Origin of the sequence: Microvirga soli, assembly GCF_016734765.1 — a bacterium.
GTDB classification, from domain to species: domain Bacteria; phylum Pseudomonadota; class Alphaproteobacteria; order Rhizobiales; family Beijerinckiaceae; genus Microvirga; species Microvirga soli.
This window is the reverse complement of the sequence record NZ_JAERQE010000005.1, coordinates 145,743-165,119: the sequence shown is the minus strand read 5'-3', so window position 1 is coordinate 165,119 and position 19,377 is coordinate 145,743. Positions and strand designations below refer to the sequence as shown.

The following is a 19,377-nucleotide window of genomic DNA, read 5'->3' as shown; positions in this document are numbered from 1 at the left end:
AAAAGTCACGGGATCTTGGCCAAATCCAAGGCTTTTTCCGCGCAACAAAATGGTACCCCTTGATCTCCGGTCGAAATACGCCATCACGTGACTTCCGCTCACGGAGACGATCATGGAATACCTGCACACGATGGTTCGCGTCTCGAACCTAGAACAATCCCTCGATTTCTTCTGCAACAAGTTCGGCCTGGTCGAGGTCCGCCGGATCGAGAACGAGAAGGGTCGGTTCACCCTCGTGTTCCTGGCAGCGCCCGGCGATGTGGAGAAGGCCCAGGACACCAAGGCGCCGCTTCTTGAGCTCACCTATAACTGGGACGAGCAAGACTACGCCGGAGGCCGGAACTTCGGTCATCTTGCCTACCGGGTCGACGATATCTACGAGACCTGCCAGCGGCTGATGGATGCAGGCGTCACCATCAACCGCCCGCCCCGCGACGGCTACATGGCCTTCGTGAAGTCCCCCGACAACATCTCGATCGAGCTGCTCCAGCGCGGTGAGCCCAAGCCCTCGCAGGAGCCCTGGGCGTCCATGGCCAACACCGGCACCTGGTAAGCTCGGCCCCTCGACTGCCGCTCGGTCGCCCCTTGGCGAAAAGGTCTTGCTCCGCCATTCTACCCGGCCCACCATAATAAAGCCGGGTCGAACCGGCGGAGGAACATCGTGGTACGAGAGACAATCCGCTTCTGGCGGCAGGGACGAGCAGTCGAGGTTTCAGGCTTTCATCCGCGCACCACGCTTCTGGACTACTTAAGGCTTCAGGAGCGTCGCGTCGGCACCAAGGAAGGTTGCGCGGAGGGCGATTGCGGCGCTTGCACCGTGGCCCTGGGCCGGGTGAGAGGCGGGCGCGTTCATTACGAGCCGGTCAATGCCTGCATCCTGCTGCTCGGCCAGATCGACGGAACCGAGCTCGTCACGGTCGAGGATCTTGCTGCAGGTGGCGAACTCCACCCGGTGCAATCCGCCATGGTGGATGCGCACGGCTCCCAATGCGGGTTCTGCACCCCCGGCATCGTAATGAGCCTCTTCACGCTTTATCATGAGGCCGAGCGACCCTTGAGCCGCGAGGCCGTCAACGATGCGCTCGCCGGCAACCTCTGCCGCTGCACAGGCTACAGGCCTATCGTCGACGCGGCCTTGCAGGCTTGCGGCGAGGAGCCTGCGGATGCTTTCACCACGAATGCCGAGCAGAATGTGCAGGGCCTGATGGCGCTCGCCGATGGGCAGGATGTGTTCCTCGGCGATGAGACACGCTTTTTTGCGGCGCCGGCGAGCGAAGACTCCTTGGCGGCGCTCTATGCGCAGCACCCCGATGCTACCCTGGTGGCCGGCTGCACCGATGTGGGTCTGTGGATCACCAAGGGCATGGCCGAGATCGAGAAGATCATCTGGCTCGGTCGCGTGGCTGGCCTCGATGTCATCGCCGAGACCTCCGATGAGCTTGGCATCGGCGCCACCGTGACCCATGCCGATGCTCACCCGTCCCTTGCCCGTATCGACCCTGATCTTGGCGAACTCATGCGCCGCTTCGGATCCTGGCAGGTGCGTGCCTCCGGAACTGTGGGCGGCAACATCGCCAACGGCTCGCCCATCGGCGATCTTGCGCCGGCGTTGATCGCGCTCGGTTCCGAGCTGGAACTGCGCCATGGCGATGCCACGCGCACGCTACCGCTTGAAAACTTCTTCATCGCCTATCGCAGGCAGGACCGGGTACCCGGCGAGTTCGTCCGTCGCATCGCGGTGCCGAAGCTCAAAGGCAATGAGGTGTTCCGCGCCTACAAGATCACCAAGCGCTTCGACGAGGATATCTCGGCCGCCATGGGTGCCTTCAAGCTTACTCTCGACGGCAGGCGTATCGCCGAGGCGCGCGTTGCCTTCGGCGGCATGGCGGCGACGCCGAAGCGGGCTCCTGAGACGGAACGGGCGCTCGTTGGCCTTTCCCTCGACGAGCCCTCGACCTGGGGCGAGGCCATGGCGGCGATCGCGCGCGATTACCAGCCCCTCGACGATCACAGATCCTCGGCCGCTTATCGTGCGACGGTAGCACGCAACCTCGTGTTCAAGGCTTTGAGCGAAACGGCATCGGGCGAGACCCATGCCACGCGCATCATCGGCCAGCGCGACGCGCTCCAGGCGGCGGAGTAGGGCCATGAACGAGCGTCCGAACATGCAAGCGCAAATTCCCTCCCCCCTTGTGGGGGAGGGTAGGGAGGGGGGTGCACGCGCGGAACTGGATCAGCGTAGCGCTCACACCCCCACCTCCAACTCCTCCCCACAAGGGGGAGGAGAGCAGATCGAGAACCTCCGACACGTTCGCAAACCCCTGCCGCATGATTCCGGCCCGAAGCACGTTCAGGGCGTGGCGCAGTATATCGACGATATCCGCGAGCCCGAGGGCACGCTGCATGTGGCCATCGGTCAGTCGCCGAAGGCGCGTGGGCGCCTGATCTCCCTCGATGTCTCCGCCGTGCGCGCCGTTCCCGGTGTCGTGGCGGTGCTCACAGCTGCGGACATCCCAGGCAAGAACGACGTGTCGCCTGCCTTCGGCGACGATCCGCTCTTTGTCGACACCGAGATCGGTTTCTTGGGGCAAGCGCTCTTCGCCGTTGTCGCTACGACGCGCGATACCGCGCGGCGTGCCGTCAAGAAAGCCGTGATGGAGATCGAGTCGGAGACACCGAGCATCACTGTCGAGGATGCCCTGGAGCGCCAGGAGACCGTGCTGCCGGATTATGCATACGGCCGCGGCGATCCGAGCGCCGTCATCGCACAGGCGCCAACGAGGCTGGAAGGCCAGTTCCGCGTTGGCGGGCAGGAGCATTTCTACCTCGAAGGCCAGGTGGCCATGGCGATCCCAGGCGAGGACGGCGACATCCACGTCTATTCCTCGACCCAGCATCCCACGGAAGTACAGCACGTGGTCGCCCGCGTGCTCGACATTCCCGATGCCTATGTCATCTGCGAAACGCGCCGCATGGGCGGCGGCTTCGGCGGCAAGGAAAGCCAAGCGACGCAATGGGCCGTGACCGCAGCGCTTGCGGCACGGGCGACCGGCAGACCTTGCAAGCTGCGTCTGGATCGTGACGACGACTTCATCCTCACCGGCAAGCGCCACGACTTCCGCTGCGACTGGAAAGTGGGTGCCGACGAGGAAGGGCGCATCCAGGGTTATGCTGTCGATCTGCTCGCCCGCTGCGGTTATTCGGCCGATCTCTCCGCCGGCGTGGTGGATCGCGCCATGTTCCATGCGGACAATGCCTATTGGATGCCAGCCGTGCACGTTGCGTCGAAGCGGCTCAAGACGAATACCGTGTCCAACACGGCCTTTCGCGGCTTCGGCGGTCCGCAGGGCATGCTCGCCATCGAGCATGTGATGGACCAGATCGCCTGGGCGACGGGGCGCGATCCGCTCGATGTGCGCTATGCCAACTTCTATCGGCCGGGCGAGAATGTAACGCCCTACGGCATGGAGGTGGAGGAGACCGACACCCTCATCAATCTCGTGCGCACGCTCGAAGAGACCTCGAGCTACCGTGCGCGTCGCGAGGAGATCGCGGCCTTCAACGCCTCCTCGCCGATCATGAAGCGGGGGCTTGCGCTCACGCCCGTGAAATTCGGCATCAGCTTCACGCTGACGCACATGAATCAGGCCGGCGCTTTGGTGCACGTGTATCAGGACGGCTCCGTGCATCTGAACCACGGCGGCACCGAGATGGGGCAGGGGCTCTACATCAAGGTCGCTCAGGTGGTGGCCGAGGAATTTGGCATCGCCATGGAGCGTGTGCGCATCACCGCGACCACGACGGCGAAGGTGCCGAACACCTCGCCGACGGCGGCATCCTCCGGCTCCGATCTCAACGGCATGGCGGCGAAGATTGCGGCGGGCGCGATCAAGAAACGAATGATCGCTTATGCATCCGAAGCTCATGGCGTGCCGGAGGAACAGATCGAGTTCCGCGACGACCGGGTGTTCATCGGCAACGAGAGCCTGCCATTCGATGAAATGGCGAAGAAATGCATCGCGGCCCGCGTACAGCTCTCCGAGGCCGGACATTACAAGACGCCGAAGATCACCTGGGATCGGGCGAAGGGAACGGGCCGCCCATTCTTCTACTTCGCTTATGGTGCGGCCTGTTCCGAGGTGATCGTCGACACGCTCACGGGCGAGAACCGCCTGCTGCGCACCGACATTCTTCACGATGTCGGCCGTTCCCTGAACCCGGCCATCGATATCGGCCAGATCGAGGGCGGTTTCGTGCAGGGCATGGGCTGGCTCACCACTGAGGAGTTGGTCTTCAGCAAGGAGGGGCATCTGCTCACGCACGCGCCCTCAACCTACAAGATCCCGGTCGCCTCCGATGTGCCGGCAGCCTTCAACGTGGCGCTCTATCCCAACACCAACCGGGAGGAGACGATCTACCGTTCCAAGGCCGTGGGCGAGCCGCCGGTCATGCTGGCGAACAGCGTCTTCTGTGCCTTGGCCGATGCCATTCATGCGCTCGATCCTGAAAAGCCCGTGCCGCTCCATGCGCCCGCGACGCCGGAGGCGATCCTGCGCGCCTGCGAGGCGCTGCGGGGGAGGCCCATGGGGTGAGGGTCTGGCGCCAGCTGGCCGATTTCGTGCAGCGGCACGGAGGCGCCGCTCTCATCTCCGTCCATGACGTGAAGGGCTCCGCTCCCCGCGAGGCCGGCACGCGCATGGTGGTGCGACCCGACGGCGCCTTCCACGGCACCATCGGGGGCGGGCAGCTCGAATTCCGCATGCTCGACATCGCCCGCGAGATGCTCGGGGCTGGCCGCGGTCCGGCCCGGATCGTCGATCAGGCGCTCGGGCCCGATCTCGGCCAATGCTGCGGCGGCCGGGTGAAGATCCTGATCGAGACTTTTGACACGCGCGATATGGACGATCTCGCGCCCCTCGTCGAAGCGGAGGCGGGAGGTGGGCTGTTCGAGCTGGAATGCCGGGTGGAGGAAGGCCGCGTGCGGCGCGACTTCGCCTCCGCCGTCGGCGACGACCGCTGGACCGGCTGGCGCGAAACCCACGGCGAGGTGCGCACGCCCGTGCTCCTGTTCGGCGCCGGGCATGTGGGCCGGGCGCTGGTGCTGTCGCTGGCACCCCTACCGTTTGCCGTGCGCTGGCTCGACAACCGGGACGATGCTTTTCCGGCCCATCTCCCGCCGAACGCGAAGGCCATCCGCATGTGGGATCCGGAGGCGGAGATCGCCGAGGCCGGCCCTCACTCGCTCATCCTGGTCATGACCCATGACCACCCCCTCGACATGGCGATCACGGCGGCCGCCCTGCGGCGGGACTTCCCCTATGTGGGCCTCATCGGCAGCGCCACGAAGCGGGCGCGCTTCGAGAAGCGGTTCCGGGAGCTGGGAATTCCTGAGGAGACCATCCGCTCCCTCGTCTGCCCCATCGGACTGCCCGGCATCGAGGACAAGGACCCGGCGATCATTGCGGCTTCCGTGACCGTGCAGCTGCTGCAGGTGCGGGAGCACGGGGGTGTCGCCCAAAAATTCTCGCCTCCCGCGGCCTCCAACGATACATAAGCATCATGAGCATCAATCGACTCGACGATCAGCGCCATCTGGCACGCGCCATCGAACTGTCCCGCGAGCACATGGAGGAGGGGGCTGGCGGCCCCTTCGGCGCCCTGGTCGTACGCGACGGCCAGGTTCTGGCCGAGGGCTGGAACCAGGTGACCTCCGCCAAGGACCCTACAGCCCATGCTGAGGTCACGGCGATCCGGCTCGCCTGCCGGGCGGTTGGTGACCATTCCCTAGAGGGCGCGACGCTCTATACCAGCTGCGAGCCGTGCCCCATGTGCCTGGCCTCCGCCTATTGGGCCAGGATGAGCCGCATCGTCTATGCCAACACCCGGCAGGATGCGGCCGACATCGGCTTCGACGACAGCCTGATCTATGACGAGATCCCCAAGCCCGTATCCGAGCGCCTGATCCCCATGGACCACCAGCCGAGCCTTGAGGCCAAGGCGGTGTTCGATGCCTGGGCGGACAAGGACGACAAGATCGCCTATTAATGGCCGGCCGGGTGGCAGCGCCCGGCCGAGCCTCCTATCTGAGCCTCAACCGATCACAGACCGAGACGAACCCATGCCCCGCGTCACCACCATCGTCCGCAAGCCCGCCGTGAAGGCCGACCGCGTCGTCGCCACGATTACCCTCGACCATGAGGCGCGCAGCCGCCGCCAGGGAACGCTGAGGGCCGAGGGCGGCACCGACATCGTGCTCGATCTCGATATGGAAACCACCATCAATGACGGCGATGCCCTGCGGCTCGAAGACGGGCAACTCGTGCAGGTGAAGGCGGCGGCTGAGTCGCTGCTGGAGGTGAGGGCCGAGAACCCGTTGCGCCTCATGCGCCTCGCCTGGCATCTCGGCAGCAATCACGGCTTCGCCGAGATGACGACTGACGCCCTCTACATCGAGAACAACCCGGCCCTGGCGGAACTGGCCCGTGGCCAGGGCTGCACCGTGACCCCGGTGGAGCGCCCGTTCAAGCCGGAGCGCAGCACCCATGTGTGCGATCACGACCATGGGCATCACCATCATGGACATGCGCACAGCCATGACCACGGGCATTCTCATGGCCACGACCATTCTCACAGCCATGGTCATGATCATGCACACGAGCACAAACATGATCATGCTCATCATCACGAGCATGGCCCCGGCTGCGGATGTGGCCACCATCACGGCCACAAGCACGATCACTGATCAGGCCTGAAGCTCCAGCTCCAGCTCTTCCCGCCCATGTCCAAGACCACCCGCGCGACGCTAGCCCTGCAGCAGGCCGGCGTGCCCTTCACGGTGCATACCTACGATTACGACCCCAATGCGGAGCGCATCGGCCTGCAGGCGGCCGAGGCCATGGGGGCCGATCCGTCGAGCGTGCTGAAGACCCTGATGGTGCTGGTGGACAACAAGCCGGCCTGCGTGATCCTGCCCTCCGACCAGGAGGCGAACCTGAAGAAGCTCGCTGCGGCTTTGGGTGGCAAGGCGGCCCAGATGATGAAGCCGGCTGATGCGGAGCGCATCACTGGCTACCACGTCGGCGGCATCAGCCCCTTCGGCCAGAAGAAGCGCGTCCCGACTGTGCTTGAGCAATCGGCCTTCGAGCACGCGAGCGTCTTCATCAACGGTGGGCAGAGGGGACTACAGGTGAAGCTCGACCCTCGCGCTGCGGCTGAGTTGCTGGGCGCGAAGGTGGCGGGGGTGGTCTGAAGTCATCCAAACCACCCATGCTCTCGGAAGCTAAGAGCTATTTATGAGTTGGCTGCTCTAGCTCATGGCTTGGAAGCGGACCTCCCCATTGTTCAAGAAGCACAGCTTGCTGAACAGATTCAGGTCGAGAGGGTTCGGCAAACGGATGTCCTGAAGATCAGGAAACGGCTTCCGTAGCGGATCATACGAGCGGTCGATCTGCGAGATGAAGACAATGGTCACCTTGCGAGCCTGAGCGAATGACTTGAGTGCGGCGACCTGAGCCGCCAATGCCGGGCTCTCGCGTTTCTGATCGAGCAGCTGCAAGTAGTCCACAACCGCCATCGTACCGCGAGGGGCGGATGCCATCGTCTGCATGATGTAATCGGCATTGATAGCATCCGAGCAATCGAATTCGAACAGGCTGTCGTACTTGCCCGGGTCCACGCCAATGGCGCGGAAACGGTCCAGAACATCCTTCTCCGTGTATTCCAGAGTGTAGAATACGCCTCGATTGCCAGCCTTCATCGCCTCAACAATGAGCCCAAGCCCCATCAAGGTTTTGCCTTGTCCCGGCCGTGCGCCTAGAAGCACAAGGTCCCCAGGAGTGAGTTGCGCAAAAACTTTGCTGGCGGGTGTGACGGCGGAGTGTCTCGCCGCGAGCAGGCTCCAGGCATTGTAGCCTTCTTCAATGGCTATCCGGTTGAGCGCCTTGTGCAGAGGAATCCCTTCGTCCCGTGACAGGAGCTTTGCTTTGCGCTTCAAATGATAAACAGGGGCAGACAGCTTCATCGGTAAACCTCCCATTGCGAGCAATATGCGCAATCCCTCCTTGTGCTTGGCGCTCGAACAGTCGGTTCGATGATCGTCTTAGCCCTGTATGGATTGTACTTTCCCGGTGGAGGGGGAGGCATGGGCCCAGCCGAGAGCACGATATACTTGATTCTCGCTGGACGAAAGTAGGGCGGCCGTGCCGCCAATGATCTTAGAGGCGAAATCAAAGCTGCATCTGACAGATGCTGATTTAAAACACACAGGTGTTTATTAAGGCTAGCCAGAGCAGATCCACTCAAGGCGTTTAGCAATTCCTAATCTAGCGCCAAGGTTGCTGCGGTAATTTGCAGGTTGACCAATACATTAATACAGGGGCAGAGCGCGGAGAGGCGTGGCCTCTCCGCAAAGAACAGCTTACTTGCGCTGCGTCGTGGTGCCGGTGGCATCCGTCGGCAGCTTCTTTTGCTGGCCGGGGGCGTAGCTCGAAGCACCCTGACCGGTCACCGATCCGGTGGTGTCGTTCTGCATCTTATGGCCAGGAGCGTAGCTGGATGCGCCAGGGCTGGTCGTCGAGCTGGATGTGTTGTTTTGCATCTGGTGGCCGGGAGCATGCTGCGATGCGCTGTTCGTGTTCGAGGATTGCGCATAGCTAGCCATCGGAAGAGCAGCGAACAGGGCAGCGGCACAAGAAAGTCCAAGCGTCTTCTTCACGTCTATGCTCCTTTTGAGAGTGCATATCTTGGATGTGAGGAACGGATATTATGATCCCTGGTTCCGTGGTCGGTGTATATTTGTTTATTCATCTGTGAACGTATATTCATCTTTGTGAATACATTGTTAAATCGACATGAACATGCCCCTAATGTCTGAAACCAACTCTATTTGCCTTGAGCCCGCCATCCCCATATGAAAGGGCCAATCCCCGAGCGTTGCCCGACTGTTTTGCTGAGCATGACACAGAAGTTTTTCACCGTGGCCCCCATGATGGACTGGACCGACCGGCACTGCCGGGCGTTCCATCGCGTCCTGTCGCGCCGGGCGCGGCTTTATACGGAGATGGTCACCACCGGGGCGGTCATTCATGGACCGCGGGAGCGGCTGCTAGGGTTCAGCGACGTGGAGCATCCGGTGGCGGTGCAGCTTGGCGGGTCGGATCCGAAGGATCTGGCTGAGGCTGCCCGGATCTGTGCCGAATTCGGCTATGACGAGATCAACTTGAATGTGGGCTGCCCCTCCGACCGGGTGCAGAACGGCCGCTTCGGGGCCTGCCTGATGCAGGAGCCAGCGTTGGTGGGCGAGTGCGTGGCGGCCATAAAGGCGGTCGTGTCCCTGCCGGTGACCGTGAAGTGCCGGATCGGGGTGGACGATCAGGACACGGAAGAAGCCCTGAACCGTCTCACGGATTGCGTGGTGTCGGCCGGTTGTGACGAGCTGACGGTCCATGCCCGCAAGGCTTGGTTGCAGGGCCTGTCGCCGAAGGAAAACCGGGACATTCCGCCCCTCGATTACCCCAGGGCCTATCGCCTGAAGCAGGCCCGCCCGGACCTGCCCATCGCCATTAACGGCGGCATCAAGACTTTTGCCGAGGTGCATGAGCACCTGAAGCACGTGGACGGCGTGATGCTCGGTCGCGTGGCCTATCACGAGCCCGAGATCCTGCTCGCGGTTGATCCCGAGCTTTACGGCGAAGCCGCACCCGTCGCCGACGGGTTCGAGGCGGTCGAGGCCTATGAGCCCTACGTTGCGGAGCATCTCGCCAAGGGCGAGCGCCTGCACAACATCACCCGCCACATGCTCGGCCTCTTCACCGGCCGCCCCGGCGCGCGCGCCTATCGCCGCCATCTGGCGACGGAGGCGGTGAAGCCTGGAGCGAACCTGCAGACGCTGCGGGATGCGGTGGCGCATGTGTCGCGTGAGACGACGCCTGTACTCTCCGCTGCGGAGTAAAGACCGGTGGTCCTCCCGGACGCCGCAGGCGATCCGGGAGGACAAGGTTTTCAGCCTGCGCTTTCCTTACCCCGCAGGATCAGCCGGTTGCCCCGCACCTCGTACGACCCCAAACGCTCGAGAAAGCTCATGCCGAGCAGGTTGGCATGGAGCACGCCGGTGCGGGCGATGAGCGCGCGGACGTTGCGCTCCGTGATCGTCCCGACGGTGAGGCTCTCGATGATCACAGGAGCGGCCAGCGCTGCGCCATTGGCGGTCGAGACGGGGACCGAGTAGTTCAGCGTTTCCGGCTTGAACCCCAGTGCCGCAGCGTTTTCCGCCCGCAGGACCACGGTGCTGGCGCCCGTGTCGAAGATGAACCGGGCTTCAAATCCGTTCACCTCTCCCTGCACCATGAAGCTCCCGTCCATCCGCCGTGCGGCCACCACTTCGCCCTCGGGGGTCGTGACGGTGCGGCCGACCGCGATGTCGCCGATGGCGCGGTCAAGCACGGTCTGCAGTTCCTCACGAGAGGCATAGGTCACGAGCAGTGCGATGAGGATGCCGCCGCTGATGGCAACGGACTGCACACCAAAGGTCCAATGCCGCCCAAAGCCTTCCACGATGGACGCGGCCATTAGGAGGGAGAGGCCGCCGAAGGCCATGAGACCCGCCGCCTCCATGGTGGAGAACTCGCCGATATTCTCCTCGCCAAAGAGCCCCACTAGAAGGGCGCCGATCAGGAGAAGCAGGCCCGCTCCGCGAATGCCCGGCATCAATCGGCCTTGCCCGGTTCGGACGCGAAGGGGGATTCGAGGGAGAAGGCTTGGCGCATCCGCTCCGGCAGCTCGGCCATGATCAGCTGACGCTCCTCTTCCGTGATGCGGTACCAGCGGGTGATCTCCTCGCGCGTACGGCCGCAGCCTTCGCAGAGGCCCGTCTCGGCATCGAGGGTGCAGACGCGGATGCAGGGGCTGGAAACACGGGTCATCTGCTTCTCATGTCGTCACGGTTTGAGAACGGTCAAGAGGCCGATCAGCGCGGCGACCTCGGCGACCTGCTGGGCGGCGCCCGCGATGTCTCCCGTCTGCCCACCGAGATAGCGCTTCGCGAAGCGGGTCAGGGCAAGGCCGGAGAGGCCGGAAAGCGCCAGCATCAGGGCGATTCCGCCAGCCGGCAGATCGGCAAGCGCGCCGAGCACAATCGCCAGGATGACGGCGATTCCTCCCGCCCGCCAGAAGGTCTTCCGCGCCGGCTTGCCGACCGCTTGGGACATCCCGTCCAGGCGGGCCGGGGGCAGGAAAACGAGGGGCATCAGGCCCGCCGTGCGGGACAGGGAGGCTACAATAAGAATCGCCGCTAGGACGGCAGCGCCATCGATCCGCGCAGCCAGGGCCGCCAGCGCGCCAATCCGAAGCGCGAGGGCGAGGACCAGGGCCGAGGCGCCGAAGGAGCCGATCCGGCTGTCGCGCATGATCTCAAGGCGCTTCTCGCGGGTGGTGCCCCCGACGCTGTCGGCGGTATCGGCCAAGCCGTCCTCGTGCAGGGCGCCTGTGGTCAGCACCATGGCGGCGACCGACAGGGTCGCGGCAAGCCAGGGGCCGAGATCGACGAGCAGGGCAAGCCCCAGCACGGTGGCCGGCAGGAGGCCGAGCACGAGGCCCGCCACGGGAATCATGCGCAGCAGGCGCGGAAAGCTCGGCGGCGCATGGGCGTCCTGCTCCCACGGCAGGGCTGGCACCGGAAGGCGGGAATAGAAGCGAACGCAATGGGCTAGGTCGATGGTAGCCGCCTGCCACGCGCTCACGGGCGCCACCTCGTCCGGTTCAATTTGCTCCGACATGCTTCACCCCGCGTGCATGGGCCGTTATAGGTCACGCCTCTTCGCGTTCTGCAATGCCCCATGGGCTGGAGCCCTCCATGTCTGATGCCGTGTCCTCACCTTTCGACGATATCCGCCGCCTGATCACGACCATGCCGGGTCCGGACGAGGCCGCCGTCGAGGCCGTGCGGATGCGCGACCGGCAGCTCACCAAACCGGCCGGCAGCCTGGGGCGTCTGGAGCGGATCGCCGAGTGGCTCGCCGCCTGGCAGGCGAAGCCCACGCCCAGCGTCGACAGGCCGCTCGTTTGCGTGTTCGCGGCAAGCCATGGCGTGACCGCCAAGGGCGTGTCGGCGTTTCCGTCGGACGTGAACCGGCAGATGCTGGAGAATTTTGCCGCGGGCGGTGCCGCCATCAACCAGATCTGCGCGGCCTATGGCTTAGGCTTCAAGGTCTTCGATCTCGCCATCGACATGCCGACCGGCGACATCACCGAGGCTGACGCCATGGACGAGAAATCCTGCGTGGCCACCATGGCATTCGGTATGGAGGCGATTGCCGGCGGCACCGACCTTCTCGCCATCGGCGAGATGGGCATCGGCAACACCACGGTCGCGGCGACGATCTACACGGCGCTTTACGGTGGACCTGCCGAGCACTGGGTCGGGCGCGGCACGGGCGTGGATGACGAGGGCCTGAAGCGCAAGGTCGCGGCTGTCGAGGCGGCCATCGCTCACCATGGCGAAAACCTGAAGGACCCGCTCGAGATGCTGCGCCGCGTCGGCGGACGCGAGATCGCTGCCATGGCGGGCGCAATCCTGGCTGCGCGGCTGCAGCGGATTCCGGTTGTGCTCGACGGCTATGTGGCGACCGCCGCCGCGGCCGTTCTCCACGCCATCCATCCCTCGACCATCGATCACTGCATTGCAGGTCATTTGAGCGCCGAAGGCGCGCATCAGGACGTGCTCGCCCGCCTCGGCAAGATCCCACTACTGGCGCTGGGCATGCGCCTCGGCGAAGGCTCCGGCGCGGCTTTGGCCACCGGCCTCGTGAAGGCGGCCGCTGCGGTTCATCGCGACATGGCCACCTTCGGGCAGGCGGGAGTGTCCGAGCGCCTGTCGTAAGGTTCCGACGCCGCCGCTCCGGGCGGAACGGCATCACCTCGCTCATCGTTGCGCTGGCGCTCGCGGGCGGAGCCGGGCTCGTGCTGAAACCGGGCGGGCGCTCGCTGGAGGGCAGGGCGCAGGTCACCGATGGCGACACGATCCGCATCGGCGAGGCCCGCATCCGCCTCAAGGGCATCGACGCTCCCGAGATGGAGCAGCGCTGCTCCCGGGCCGGCCGCTCTTATGCCTGCGGAGAGACGGCCCGGCGGGCGCTGATCGATCTCGTGTCAGCTAACAATGTCCGCTGCCGCGCCGCCGGACGAGACCGCTATCAGCGCATCCTCGCCCGGTGCACCGTTAACGGCACCGACATCGGCACCCATATGGTGGAGAGCGGATGGGCGGTTTCCTACGGACGCGATTACGACGCCGAGGAAGCCCGTGCCCAGGAGCGCGGAGTTGGGCTCTGGGAAGGCGAGTTCGAGCGGCCTCAGGATTGGCGCCGGGAGCATTCGTAAAAGAGCGACGTCATGTCCCGCGGGCAGTGTCTCCAAGACCTGTGCTGGAATTCCCATTTCATCAGGAATGAATCCTCCGCCGAACTTCGACGATCTCGCCGCGCAATTGCGGGCCTGCCGCATCTGCCGCGATGCGCCGCGCTATGGCACGGCCATGCCGCACGAGCCGCGCCCGATCCTCCAGGGCAGCGCCACCGCGCGCCTGTGCATCGCCAGCCAGGCGCCGGGCACCCGGGCCCATGCCAGCGGCATCCCCTTTGCTGACCGTTCAGGCACCCGGCTGCGCGACTGGCTCGGCATGGACGAGCCCACCTTCTATGACGCCTCCAAGGTTGCCATCGTGCCCATGGGCTCCTGCTTTCCAGGTCAGGATGCGAAGGGTGGCGATCTCGGGCCGCGCCGGGAATGCGCCGAAGCCTGGCGCCAGCCCCTGTTCCAGGCCCTGCCCAATCTCGAACTCGTCCTGCTGATCGGCCAGTACGCGCAGGCTTGGCATATGGGCGACGACTTCAAGGATGGTCTCACTGAGACGGTGAGGCGCTGGCGCGATATTCTTGGCAGCCCGCAAAAGCCCCGTATCCTGCCCCTGCCGCATCCCTCCTGGCGCAATAACGGCTGGCTTAAGAAAAACCCCTGGTTTCAGGCCGAATTGCTGCCGACACTGCAGAGGGAAGTCCGTGAATTGCTTCGAGACGGCGGAGAGTAAAAAATTTAGAGATACTGGAATATACGTTGGTCTAATGAAGAATAATAATAGTAATTAAAGTCACATGTGGAACGATTAGTCTTGCGGGGTGTTTACTTGATACAATCAGGTAATTCCATGACATATGTTCCTTTCCATCAAAGTAGCCATTTCTTTGACGGACGCCTCATCCGCTCGACGGTCTGCCCTTATGATGGCGTGACCGGTGAGGATGAGTTCAGCCCGATGGCATCGCCGATCGGGGTTTTTCGGGAGGCGGAGGTTTCCGGCTTGCTGGACTCCCCCGACATGGACGATCCGGCAGATCTCAACCTCGTTCCCTGGATGAACCTGCCACGCAGGGCCCGGCACCGGAACGAGCAGCCTCGCCTGTTCAGGCAGTAGTAAGTCCCGTCGGCTGCCGCTGCATCGCGCCCGATTCCGCTCTCTGAAGGAGACCTTCCTTGTCCGATTATCTTTATGCCCGTGGCCAGCAAGTGACGTTCACGGGCAAGCGCCTCATGAGTCCCTCATGGACCGGCGACTTCGTCGTCACCAAGCTGCTGCCGTCCGGCGGCGAAGAGCCCCGTTACGAGATCCAGAGAATCGGGGAGACCTACACCCGCGCAGCTCTGGAGAGCGACCTGACGGCTCGGGCCGAGACCCTGCAGTCGTCCGTTTTCTAGATCACTCCACAATCTGAACTGGTCTGGGTCTCAAAAGTGGTGTCCACTTTTGGGGCCGGTGCTCTATGTTCAAGCGCGACGATAAGGAGCTTGGATAGATGAGCCCGACGACCCTGCGCTGCACCGTCGACGGACCGGTCGCGACGATCACGCTTGCGCGGCCCGACAAGATGAACGCGTTCAACGCCACCATGCATGCCGAGCTGCGCGACGCGCTCGATCAGTGCGAGCGCGACGAGAACGTGCGCGTGGTGGTGCTGACAGGCGAGGGGCGCGCCTTTTCCTCGGGCCAGGACCTGACGGTCGACCTCAAGCGCGACGAGCAAGGGCGTCTCGATCTCGGGCCGGCTCTGGAGCGGGACTATAACCCGTTGATCCTAAGGCTCTCCAACTATCCCAAGCCCGTCATTGCCGCCCTCAACGGCCCGGCCGTCGGGGCTTCCATGAACATCGCGCTCGCCTGCGACATCGTCGTGGCGGCCCGCTCCGCCTATCTGCAGGAGGCTTTCGCCAAGATCGGCCTGATCCCCGATGCCGGAGGCACTTGGATCCTGCCGCGCCTGATCGGCCCCAAGCTCGCGCTCGCCCTCATGCTCAGCGCGGAATCCGTCCCCGCCGAGGAGGCGCAGCGCATGGGCCTCGTCTACAAGTTGTTCGAAGACACTAACTTCGCGGTCGATGTGGCGGCCTTCGCGTCAAAGCTCGCGGCCGGGCCGGGGCTCTCCTACCGCCTCACCAAGCAGGCGGTGGCGCAGAGCCTTTCGAACGATCTCGAAGCGCAGCTCAAGCTCGAGGCGAAGCTGCAGAGTGAAGCCGGGTCCAGCGACGACTTCATGGAGGGCGTCGCGGCCTTCCGCGAGAAGCGTGCGCCCCGGTTCCAGGGACGCTGAGGAAAGAGCCATGCGCCCCACTTACTGGATCCTTGGCCTTGCCACCCTGAGCATCGTGATCGGCCTGTTCGTGTCTCGCGACCCTGAGCGCGCCGAGCGGCTCTCGCAGATGTACCGGGATGCGGCCCTCACCGGCGAGACCCGACAGATGGTGATCATGGGCTTGGCAATCGCCATCGGGGCCTTCGTGGTCTATCTCACGATGACACGGCGCTGACGCCCTGCCGATTGTCCCGGTTTGTTCACAGGACATTCAACCGCCTTGGGCTTATCCTCCTGGCATGATCCCGCAAAAAGGGGGTCGCAGAGGGGCCTCAAACCGTGCTTTCCCTGAAACGTGCTATCGTTTTTGCTGCCTTCATCCTGGCGGCTGCCCTGAGTCAGGCCTCCGCCGCTCTGGCGCAGGATCGTCTTGCCCTTTTGGTCGGGCAGGGCGCCTATGAGGGGCGCAATCTTGCAACGGCCGCGAATGATGCGGGCCTGATCGCCCAGACCCTGACAAGCGCCGGGTTCGAGGTCGTGCAGGGCCGCGATCTCAACGCCAACGACCTGCGCAGCCTCGTGCGGGACTTTCTCGACAAGGTCGAGGGCCTTGAGCCCGGCTCCACGGTGATGGTCTATCTGGCCGGGCACGGGGTCCAGCTCGAAGGCGACAATTATCTGCTGCCGGTCGATGCCCGCATCCAGCGTGACGCGGACATCGCCATCGAGGGCTTTCGGCTCTCCGACCTCGTCCGCTCCCTTGAGCGGAGCCCGGCCAGGGTGAGGGTGGTCGTCGCCGACATGGCCCGCGAGTATTCTCTTGGCGCCACGGGCGAGCCCATCGCCAAGGGGCTGGCCCTGGTGGAGCCGCCCTCAGGCTTCCTGATGGCCTTCTCCTCGGCGCCCAACATCGTCGCCACGGACGGATCGGGCCCTTACGGCCCCTACGCCACGGCGCTTGCGGAAATGATCCGCCAGCCGGGCTTGCCCCTGGATGAGGTTTTCGCCCGCACGCGCCTGCGGGTGCACGAGACCACGAACGGCCTGCAGATCCCCTGGCATTCGGCCAATCTCGGTGATGCCTCCTTCGTCTTCTTCGAGCGGGCTGAGGCCGCTGCCACGCCTCTTGTTCGTGAGGTTCGGCGCATTGAGGAGGTGCCCGCCGAGGAGGCTTATGCCATCGCGGTCGAGCGTGACACGATCCAGGATTATCAGGCTTTCCTGCGCCGCTACCCCGACCATCGCCTCTCCCGGCGCGTGACGGCGCTTCTCGCCGCCCGCCGCGAGGCTGCCGTGTGGCGCCGCACCGTCACACGCAACACGCGCGAGGCCTACTGGACCTATCTTCGTGCCTATCCCAACGGTCCGCACGCGCCGGATTGCCGGCGCAGGCTCGCGCGCCTCTCGGCCCCCTATGCTCCGCCGGCCGTCTTCGAGGAAGTGATCTACGACGACATGCCTCCGCCGCTGCCAGGGGTGGAGCGGATCGAGGTCGTCGAGGTGGTGACCATCATCCGCGACGTGCCGCCGCCGCGTATGCCGGCCTATCTCCTGCCGCGATGGGACGAGGACGACGAGGACTTCATCACCATCATCCGCGAGCCGCCGCCGCCGCCGATCATGGCCGGCATCCTGCCGATCCCGTATGCGATCCCGGTGCCGTACCGGGCGCGTCCGCCCCGCTACTTCTACCAGCCGATCGCTCCGAGAACCCCGAGGGGGCCTGTCGCCATTCCCGTGCGGGCTCCTTACGTCTTCGACCGCAGCGATGAGCCCCTGCCGCGACCGCGCCGCAACCTGCGCGCCGAGGAGCCCCGCGTGCCGAGGCAGCCCGGTCTTGTCGCGCCTATCGAGCCGATCCCGGTTTCGGTCGGCCCGAGGGAGCCTCGTGAGGGCAGGGATGTGCGCTCCGGCGAGCGTCCGCGCATGCAGCCGGACCGCATCCCCTCGCGCCGGATCCCGCTCATCGGCGAGCAGGAGGAGCGTCCGCGCGCAGTTCGCCCCAACGCAGCTGAGCCAAGGGAGCGGCCCGACCGGGAGCGCAGCCCACGCGCTGTCGAGCAGGATCGCGACAGGGGTGAGGCTCGACCTGATGCTCCCACGCGCGACGCGGCACGTCCGCGTGACCCGAGGCTCGATGCGGATGAGATCCTGCAGCGTCGGCCGAGGCCGGACCAGCCACGGATCGAGATCGAGCGCGAGCGTCCTGATCGGGACAGAGAGAGGGCCGGTCGCGAGCCCGAGCGCCGCGATCCGCACATCCGGCCGGACAGGAGGCCCGATCCGGAGCGGGTTGATAGAGCGCCGGTGATTGGTCTGCCACAGATCGAAGAACGCCGCCCGCGTCGTGATGACGATGAGGCGCCGCGTCGGCGCATTGAAAGGCCGGACCAGGACGAGAGGCCCATCCGTCCGGCAAGGCCTGCCCTGCGGGATGACATGCGCCCGGACCGTCCGTCCCGTGATGTCGCGCCGCGGGAGATTGAGCGCGCCGAGAGGCGCCCCCGCCCGCTCTTCGAGGAGCGCCCCCCACCACGCCGGTTCGAACGGCCGGAGGCGCCCGCGTTCCAGCCGAGGCCGCGCATGGAGGCTCCCGCCCGGGTGGAGCGGGCTAATCGCGAGCCGCCAAGAGCTTTCGACCAGCCGCGCCCGGGACGGGACATGGACAGGCCCTCGCGCGAACGGCCTTCCTTCGAGGGACAAAGGCGGCAGGGTGGCGAGGGCCGCGCCCAGCGCTGCCTGCCCGGACGTCCCTGTCCGCAGGAGCGCTGATCCTGGACAACAAAACGCCGGAGCTTTTGGCCCCGGCGTTTTGCTTTGAAAGGATAACTCTGCCGCTTACTTGTCGAGCCGGGCGATCAGGCTCGATGTATCCCACCGCTTACCGCCCATCTTCTGGACCTCCGCATAGAACTGGTCGACGATGGCCGTGACCGGCAGGCTGGCGCCGTTCTTGCGCGCCTCGCCCAGTACGATGGACAGGTCCTTGCGCATCCAGTCGACGGCGAAGCCGAAATCGAACTTGCCCTGGTTCATGGTCTTGCCGCGGTTCTCCATCTGCCAGGAGCCGGCGGCGCCCTTCGAGATCACTTCCAGCACCGCCTCGATGTCGAGGCCGGCCTTCTTGCCGAAGTGAATGCCTTCGGCCAGGCCCTGCACGAGGCCGGCGATGCAGATCTGGTTGATCATCTTGGTGAGCTGGCCGGAGCCGGTGGGGCCCAGCAGCCGGCAGGCGCGGGCAAAGCTCATGATCACCGGCTCGGCTGTCCCGTAAGGCTCGGCGTCGCCGCCGCACATCACGGTGAGAACGCCGTTCTCCGCACCAGCCTGGCCACCCGAGACCGGAGCGTCGATGAAGGCGAAGCCCTTCTCCTGGGCGGCGGCGTAAAGCTCGCGCGCCACTTCTGCCGACGCGGTGGTGTGGTCGACGAAGATCGCGCCCCGGCCCATGCCCTGGAAGGCGCCATCGTCTCCGAGCGTCACCTGGCGCAAGTCGTCGTCATTGCCCACGCAGGCGAAGACGATCTCCTGGCCCTCGGCGGCCTCACGCGGGGTCCTGGCGGCGCGTCCGCCGTTCTCCGAAACCCATTTGTCCGCCTTGGGGCCCGTGCGGTTGTAGACCGTCACCTCGTGGCCCTTGTCCTTGAGGTGGCGCGCCATGGGATAGCCCATCACGCCAAGACCGAGGAATGCAACCTTCGCCATTGTCCGCTCCCTGAAAACCTTACCGGTTCTAGGAAGAGAGGGCGCCAGGGTCAAA

General features: G+C 64.9%; 22 protein-coding genes. 16 read left to right on the top strand and 6 right to left on the bottom strand.

The window, feature by feature from the left end:
* Positions 1 to 112: 112 nt before the first annotated feature.
* The 7 genes from JKL45_RS07510 to ybaK all read left to right on the top strand — a co-directional run bounded on the left by JKL45_RS07510 (position 113) and on the right by ybaK (position 7,249).
* Positions 113 to 553, top strand: coding sequence for a VOC family protein (locus tag JKL45_RS07510; RefSeq protein ID WP_201860490.1), 441 nt, complete (start codon positions 113 to 115; stop codon positions 551 to 553).
* A gap of 108 nt (positions 554 to 661) precedes the next feature.
* Positions 662 to 2,143 carry a xanthine dehydrogenase small subunit gene (gene xdhA, locus JKL45_RS07505; RefSeq protein WP_201860489.1) on the top strand — a complete coding sequence of 494 codons (1,482 nt, stop codon included), beginning with the start codon at positions 662 to 664 and terminating at the stop codon, positions 2,141 to 2,143.
* A gap of 4 nt (positions 2,144 to 2,147) precedes the next feature.
* The gene (gene xdhB, locus JKL45_RS07500) at positions 2,148 to 4,592 is read left to right on the top strand and encodes a xanthine dehydrogenase molybdopterin binding subunit (protein ID WP_246498359.1); all 2,445 of its coding nucleotides are present in this window, start codon (positions 2,148 to 2,150) and stop codon (positions 4,590 to 4,592) included.
* Positions 4,589 to 5,554, top strand: a complete 966-nt coding sequence (gene xdhC / locus JKL45_RS07495; protein ID WP_201860488.1) for a xanthine dehydrogenase accessory protein XdhC — start codon at positions 4,589 to 4,591, stop codon at positions 5,552 to 5,554. The genes xdhB and xdhC overlap by 4 nt, the downstream gene beginning before the upstream one ends.
* Positions 5,555 to 5,559: 5 nt before the next feature.
* Positions 5,560 to 6,045, top strand: a complete 486-nt coding sequence (locus JKL45_RS07490) for a nucleoside deaminase (protein WP_201860487.1) — start codon at positions 5,560 to 5,562, stop codon at positions 6,043 to 6,045.
* A gap of 73 nt (positions 6,046 to 6,118) precedes the next feature.
* Positions 6,119 to 6,742 carry an urease accessory protein UreE gene (locus JKL45_RS07485; RefSeq protein WP_201860486.1) on the top strand — a complete coding sequence of 208 codons (624 nt, stop codon included), beginning with the start codon at positions 6,119 to 6,121 and terminating at the stop codon, positions 6,740 to 6,742.
* Positions 6,743 to 6,778: 36 nt separating this feature from the next.
* Positions 6,779 to 7,249 carry a Cys-tRNA(Pro) deacylase gene (gene ybaK, locus JKL45_RS07480; protein ID WP_201860485.1) on the top strand — a complete coding sequence of 157 codons (471 nt, stop codon included), beginning with the start codon at positions 6,779 to 6,781 and terminating at the stop codon, positions 7,247 to 7,249.
* Between the two features lie 57 nt (positions 7,250 to 7,306).
* Here the strand turns inward: ybaK and JKL45_RS07475 are convergent, their stop codons facing one another.
* Both JKL45_RS07475 and JKL45_RS07470 read right to left on the bottom strand, forming a co-directional pair.
* Positions 7,307 to 8,020, bottom strand: a complete 714-nt coding sequence (locus tag JKL45_RS07475; RefSeq protein WP_201860484.1) for a DNA helicase — start codon at positions 8,018 to 8,020, stop codon at positions 7,307 to 7,309.
* Positions 8,021 to 8,416: 396 nt separating this feature from the next.
* Positions 8,417 to 8,713: a hypothetical protein gene (locus JKL45_RS07470; protein ID WP_201860483.1), complete on the bottom strand. Its 297-nt coding sequence runs from the start codon at positions 8,711 to 8,713 to the stop codon at positions 8,417 to 8,419.
* Between the two features lie 240 nt (positions 8,714 to 8,953).
* On the opposite strand from JKL45_RS07470, the gene dusA reads away from it, so the two are divergent.
* Positions 8,954 to 9,949 carry a tRNA dihydrouridine(20/20a) synthase DusA gene (dusA, locus tag JKL45_RS07465; RefSeq protein WP_201860482.1) on the top strand — a complete coding sequence of 332 codons (996 nt, stop codon included), beginning with the start codon at positions 8,954 to 8,956 and terminating at the stop codon, positions 9,947 to 9,949.
* A 50-nt stretch (positions 9,950 to 9,999) separates the two neighbouring features.
* Here the strand turns inward: dusA and JKL45_RS07460 are convergent, their stop codons facing one another.
* From JKL45_RS07460 to cobS, 3 genes are read right to left on the bottom strand one after another with little or no spacing between them, the layout of a single operon-like run.
* The gene (locus tag JKL45_RS07460) at positions 10,000 to 10,704 is read right to left on the bottom strand and encodes a retropepsin-like aspartic protease family protein (RefSeq protein ID WP_201860481.1); all 705 of its coding nucleotides are present in this window, start codon (positions 10,702 to 10,704) and stop codon (positions 10,000 to 10,002) included.
* Positions 10,704 to 10,919: a DUF1289 domain-containing protein gene (locus JKL45_RS07455; protein WP_201860480.1), complete on the bottom strand. Its 216-nt coding sequence runs from the start codon at positions 10,917 to 10,919 to the stop codon at positions 10,704 to 10,706. The genes JKL45_RS07460 and JKL45_RS07455 overlap by 1 nt, the downstream gene beginning before the upstream one ends.
* 15 nt (positions 10,920 to 10,934) lie before the next feature.
* Positions 10,935 to 11,771, bottom strand: coding sequence for an adenosylcobinamide-GDP ribazoletransferase (gene cobS / locus JKL45_RS07450; protein WP_201860479.1), 837 nt, complete (start codon positions 11,769 to 11,771; stop codon positions 10,935 to 10,937).
* A gap of 77 nt (positions 11,772 to 11,848) precedes the next feature.
* Here cobS and cobT point away from each other — a divergent pair, with 77 nt between their 5' ends.
* From cobT to JKL45_RS07410, 8 genes are all read left to right on the top strand, one after another.
* Positions 11,849 to 12,874, top strand: coding sequence for a nicotinate-nucleotide--dimethylbenzimidazole phosphoribosyltransferase (gene cobT / locus JKL45_RS07445; protein WP_201860478.1), 1,026 nt, complete (start codon positions 11,849 to 11,851; stop codon positions 12,872 to 12,874).
* Between the two features lie 80 nt (positions 12,875 to 12,954).
* Positions 12,955 to 13,374 (top strand): thermonuclease family protein, encoded by a 420-nt coding sequence (locus tag JKL45_RS07440; protein ID WP_201860477.1) that lies wholly within the window; start codon positions 12,955 to 12,957, stop codon positions 13,372 to 13,374.
* Between the two features lie 67 nt (positions 13,375 to 13,441).
* Positions 13,442 to 14,080: a uracil-DNA glycosylase family protein gene (locus JKL45_RS07435; RefSeq protein WP_201860476.1), complete on the top strand. Its 639-nt coding sequence runs from the start codon at positions 13,442 to 13,444 to the stop codon at positions 14,078 to 14,080.
* Positions 14,081 to 14,197: 117 nt separating this feature from the next.
* Positions 14,198 to 14,464: a hypothetical protein gene (locus tag JKL45_RS07430; protein WP_201860475.1), complete on the top strand. Its 267-nt coding sequence runs from the start codon at positions 14,198 to 14,200 to the stop codon at positions 14,462 to 14,464.
* A gap of 59 nt (positions 14,465 to 14,523) precedes the next feature.
* The gene (locus JKL45_RS07425) at positions 14,524 to 14,745 is read left to right on the top strand and encodes a hypothetical protein (protein ID WP_201860474.1); all 222 of its coding nucleotides are present in this window, start codon (positions 14,524 to 14,526) and stop codon (positions 14,743 to 14,745) included.
* 98 nt (positions 14,746 to 14,843) lie between these two features.
* Positions 14,844 to 15,635, top strand: a complete 792-nt coding sequence (locus JKL45_RS07420) for an enoyl-CoA hydratase-related protein (RefSeq protein WP_201860473.1) — start codon at positions 14,844 to 14,846, stop codon at positions 15,633 to 15,635.
* Between the two features lie 10 nt (positions 15,636 to 15,645).
* A complete protein-coding gene (locus JKL45_RS07415; protein WP_196264270.1) occupies positions 15,646 to 15,852 on the top strand; it encodes a hypothetical protein in 207 nt (68 codons plus the stop codon).
* Positions 15,853 to 15,956: 104 nt separating this feature from the next.
* Positions 15,957 to 18,389 carry a caspase family protein gene (locus tag JKL45_RS07410; protein ID WP_201860472.1) on the top strand — a complete coding sequence of 811 codons (2,433 nt, stop codon included), beginning with the start codon at positions 15,957 to 15,959 and terminating at the stop codon, positions 18,387 to 18,389.
* Between the two features lie 66 nt (positions 18,390 to 18,455).
* On the opposite strand, the gene JKL45_RS07405 is transcribed toward JKL45_RS07410, so the two are convergent.
* On the bottom strand, positions 18,456 to 19,370 hold the full coding sequence (locus JKL45_RS07405) for an NAD(P)-dependent oxidoreductase (RefSeq protein WP_281401739.1): 915 nt from the start codon (positions 19,368 to 19,370) through the stop codon (positions 18,456 to 18,458).
* Between the last annotated feature and the right edge of the window lie 7 nt (positions 19,371 to 19,377).

Bases quoted from the DNA above. Each gene is read 5' to 3' on its own strand.
- JKL45_RS07510 (WP_201860490.1), top strand. From the start codon at position 113: ATGGAATACCTGCACACGATGGTTCGCGTCTCGAACCTAGAACAATCC.
- xdhB (WP_246498359.1), top strand. From the start codon at position 2,148: ATGAACGAGCGTCCGAACATGCAAGCGCAAATTCCCTCCCCCCTTGTG.
- JKL45_RS07490 (WP_201860487.1), top strand. From the start codon at position 5,560: ATGAGCATCAATCGACTCGACGATCAGCGCCATCTGGCACGCGCCATC.
- JKL45_RS07485 (WP_201860486.1), top strand. From the start codon at position 6,119: ATGCCCCGCGTCACCACCATCGTCCGCAAGCCCGCCGTGAAGGCCGAC.
- ybaK (WP_201860485.1), top strand. From the start codon at position 6,779: ATGTCCAAGACCACCCGCGCGACGCTAGCCCTGCAGCAGGCCGGCGTG.
- JKL45_RS07475 (WP_201860484.1), bottom strand. From the start codon at position 8,020: ATGAAGCTGTCTGCCCCTGTTTATCATTTGAAGCGCAAAGCAAAGCTC.
- dusA (WP_201860482.1), top strand. From the start codon at position 8,954: ATGACACAGAAGTTTTTCACCGTGGCCCCCATGATGGACTGGACCGAC.
- JKL45_RS07460 (WP_201860481.1), bottom strand. From the start codon at position 10,704: ATGCCGGGCATTCGCGGAGCGGGCCTGCTTCTCCTGATCGGCGCCCTT.
- JKL45_RS07455 (WP_201860480.1), bottom strand. From the start codon at position 10,919: ATGACCCGTGTTTCCAGCCCCTGCATCCGCGTCTGCACCCTCGATGCC.
- cobS (WP_201860479.1), bottom strand. From the start codon at position 11,771: ATGTCGGAGCAAATTGAACCGGACGAGGTGGCGCCCGTGAGCGCGTGG.
- cobT (WP_201860478.1), top strand. From the start codon at position 11,849: ATGTCTGATGCCGTGTCCTCACCTTTCGACGATATCCGCCGCCTGATC.
- JKL45_RS07435 (WP_201860476.1), top strand. From the start codon at position 13,442: ATGAATCCTCCGCCGAACTTCGACGATCTCGCCGCGCAATTGCGGGCC.
- JKL45_RS07430 (WP_201860475.1), top strand. From the start codon at position 14,198: ATGACATATGTTCCTTTCCATCAAAGTAGCCATTTCTTTGACGGACGC.
- JKL45_RS07420 (WP_201860473.1), top strand. From the start codon at position 14,844: ATGAGCCCGACGACCCTGCGCTGCACCGTCGACGGACCGGTCGCGACG.
- JKL45_RS07415 (WP_196264270.1), top strand. From the start codon at position 15,646: ATGCGCCCCACTTACTGGATCCTTGGCCTTGCCACCCTGAGCATCGTG.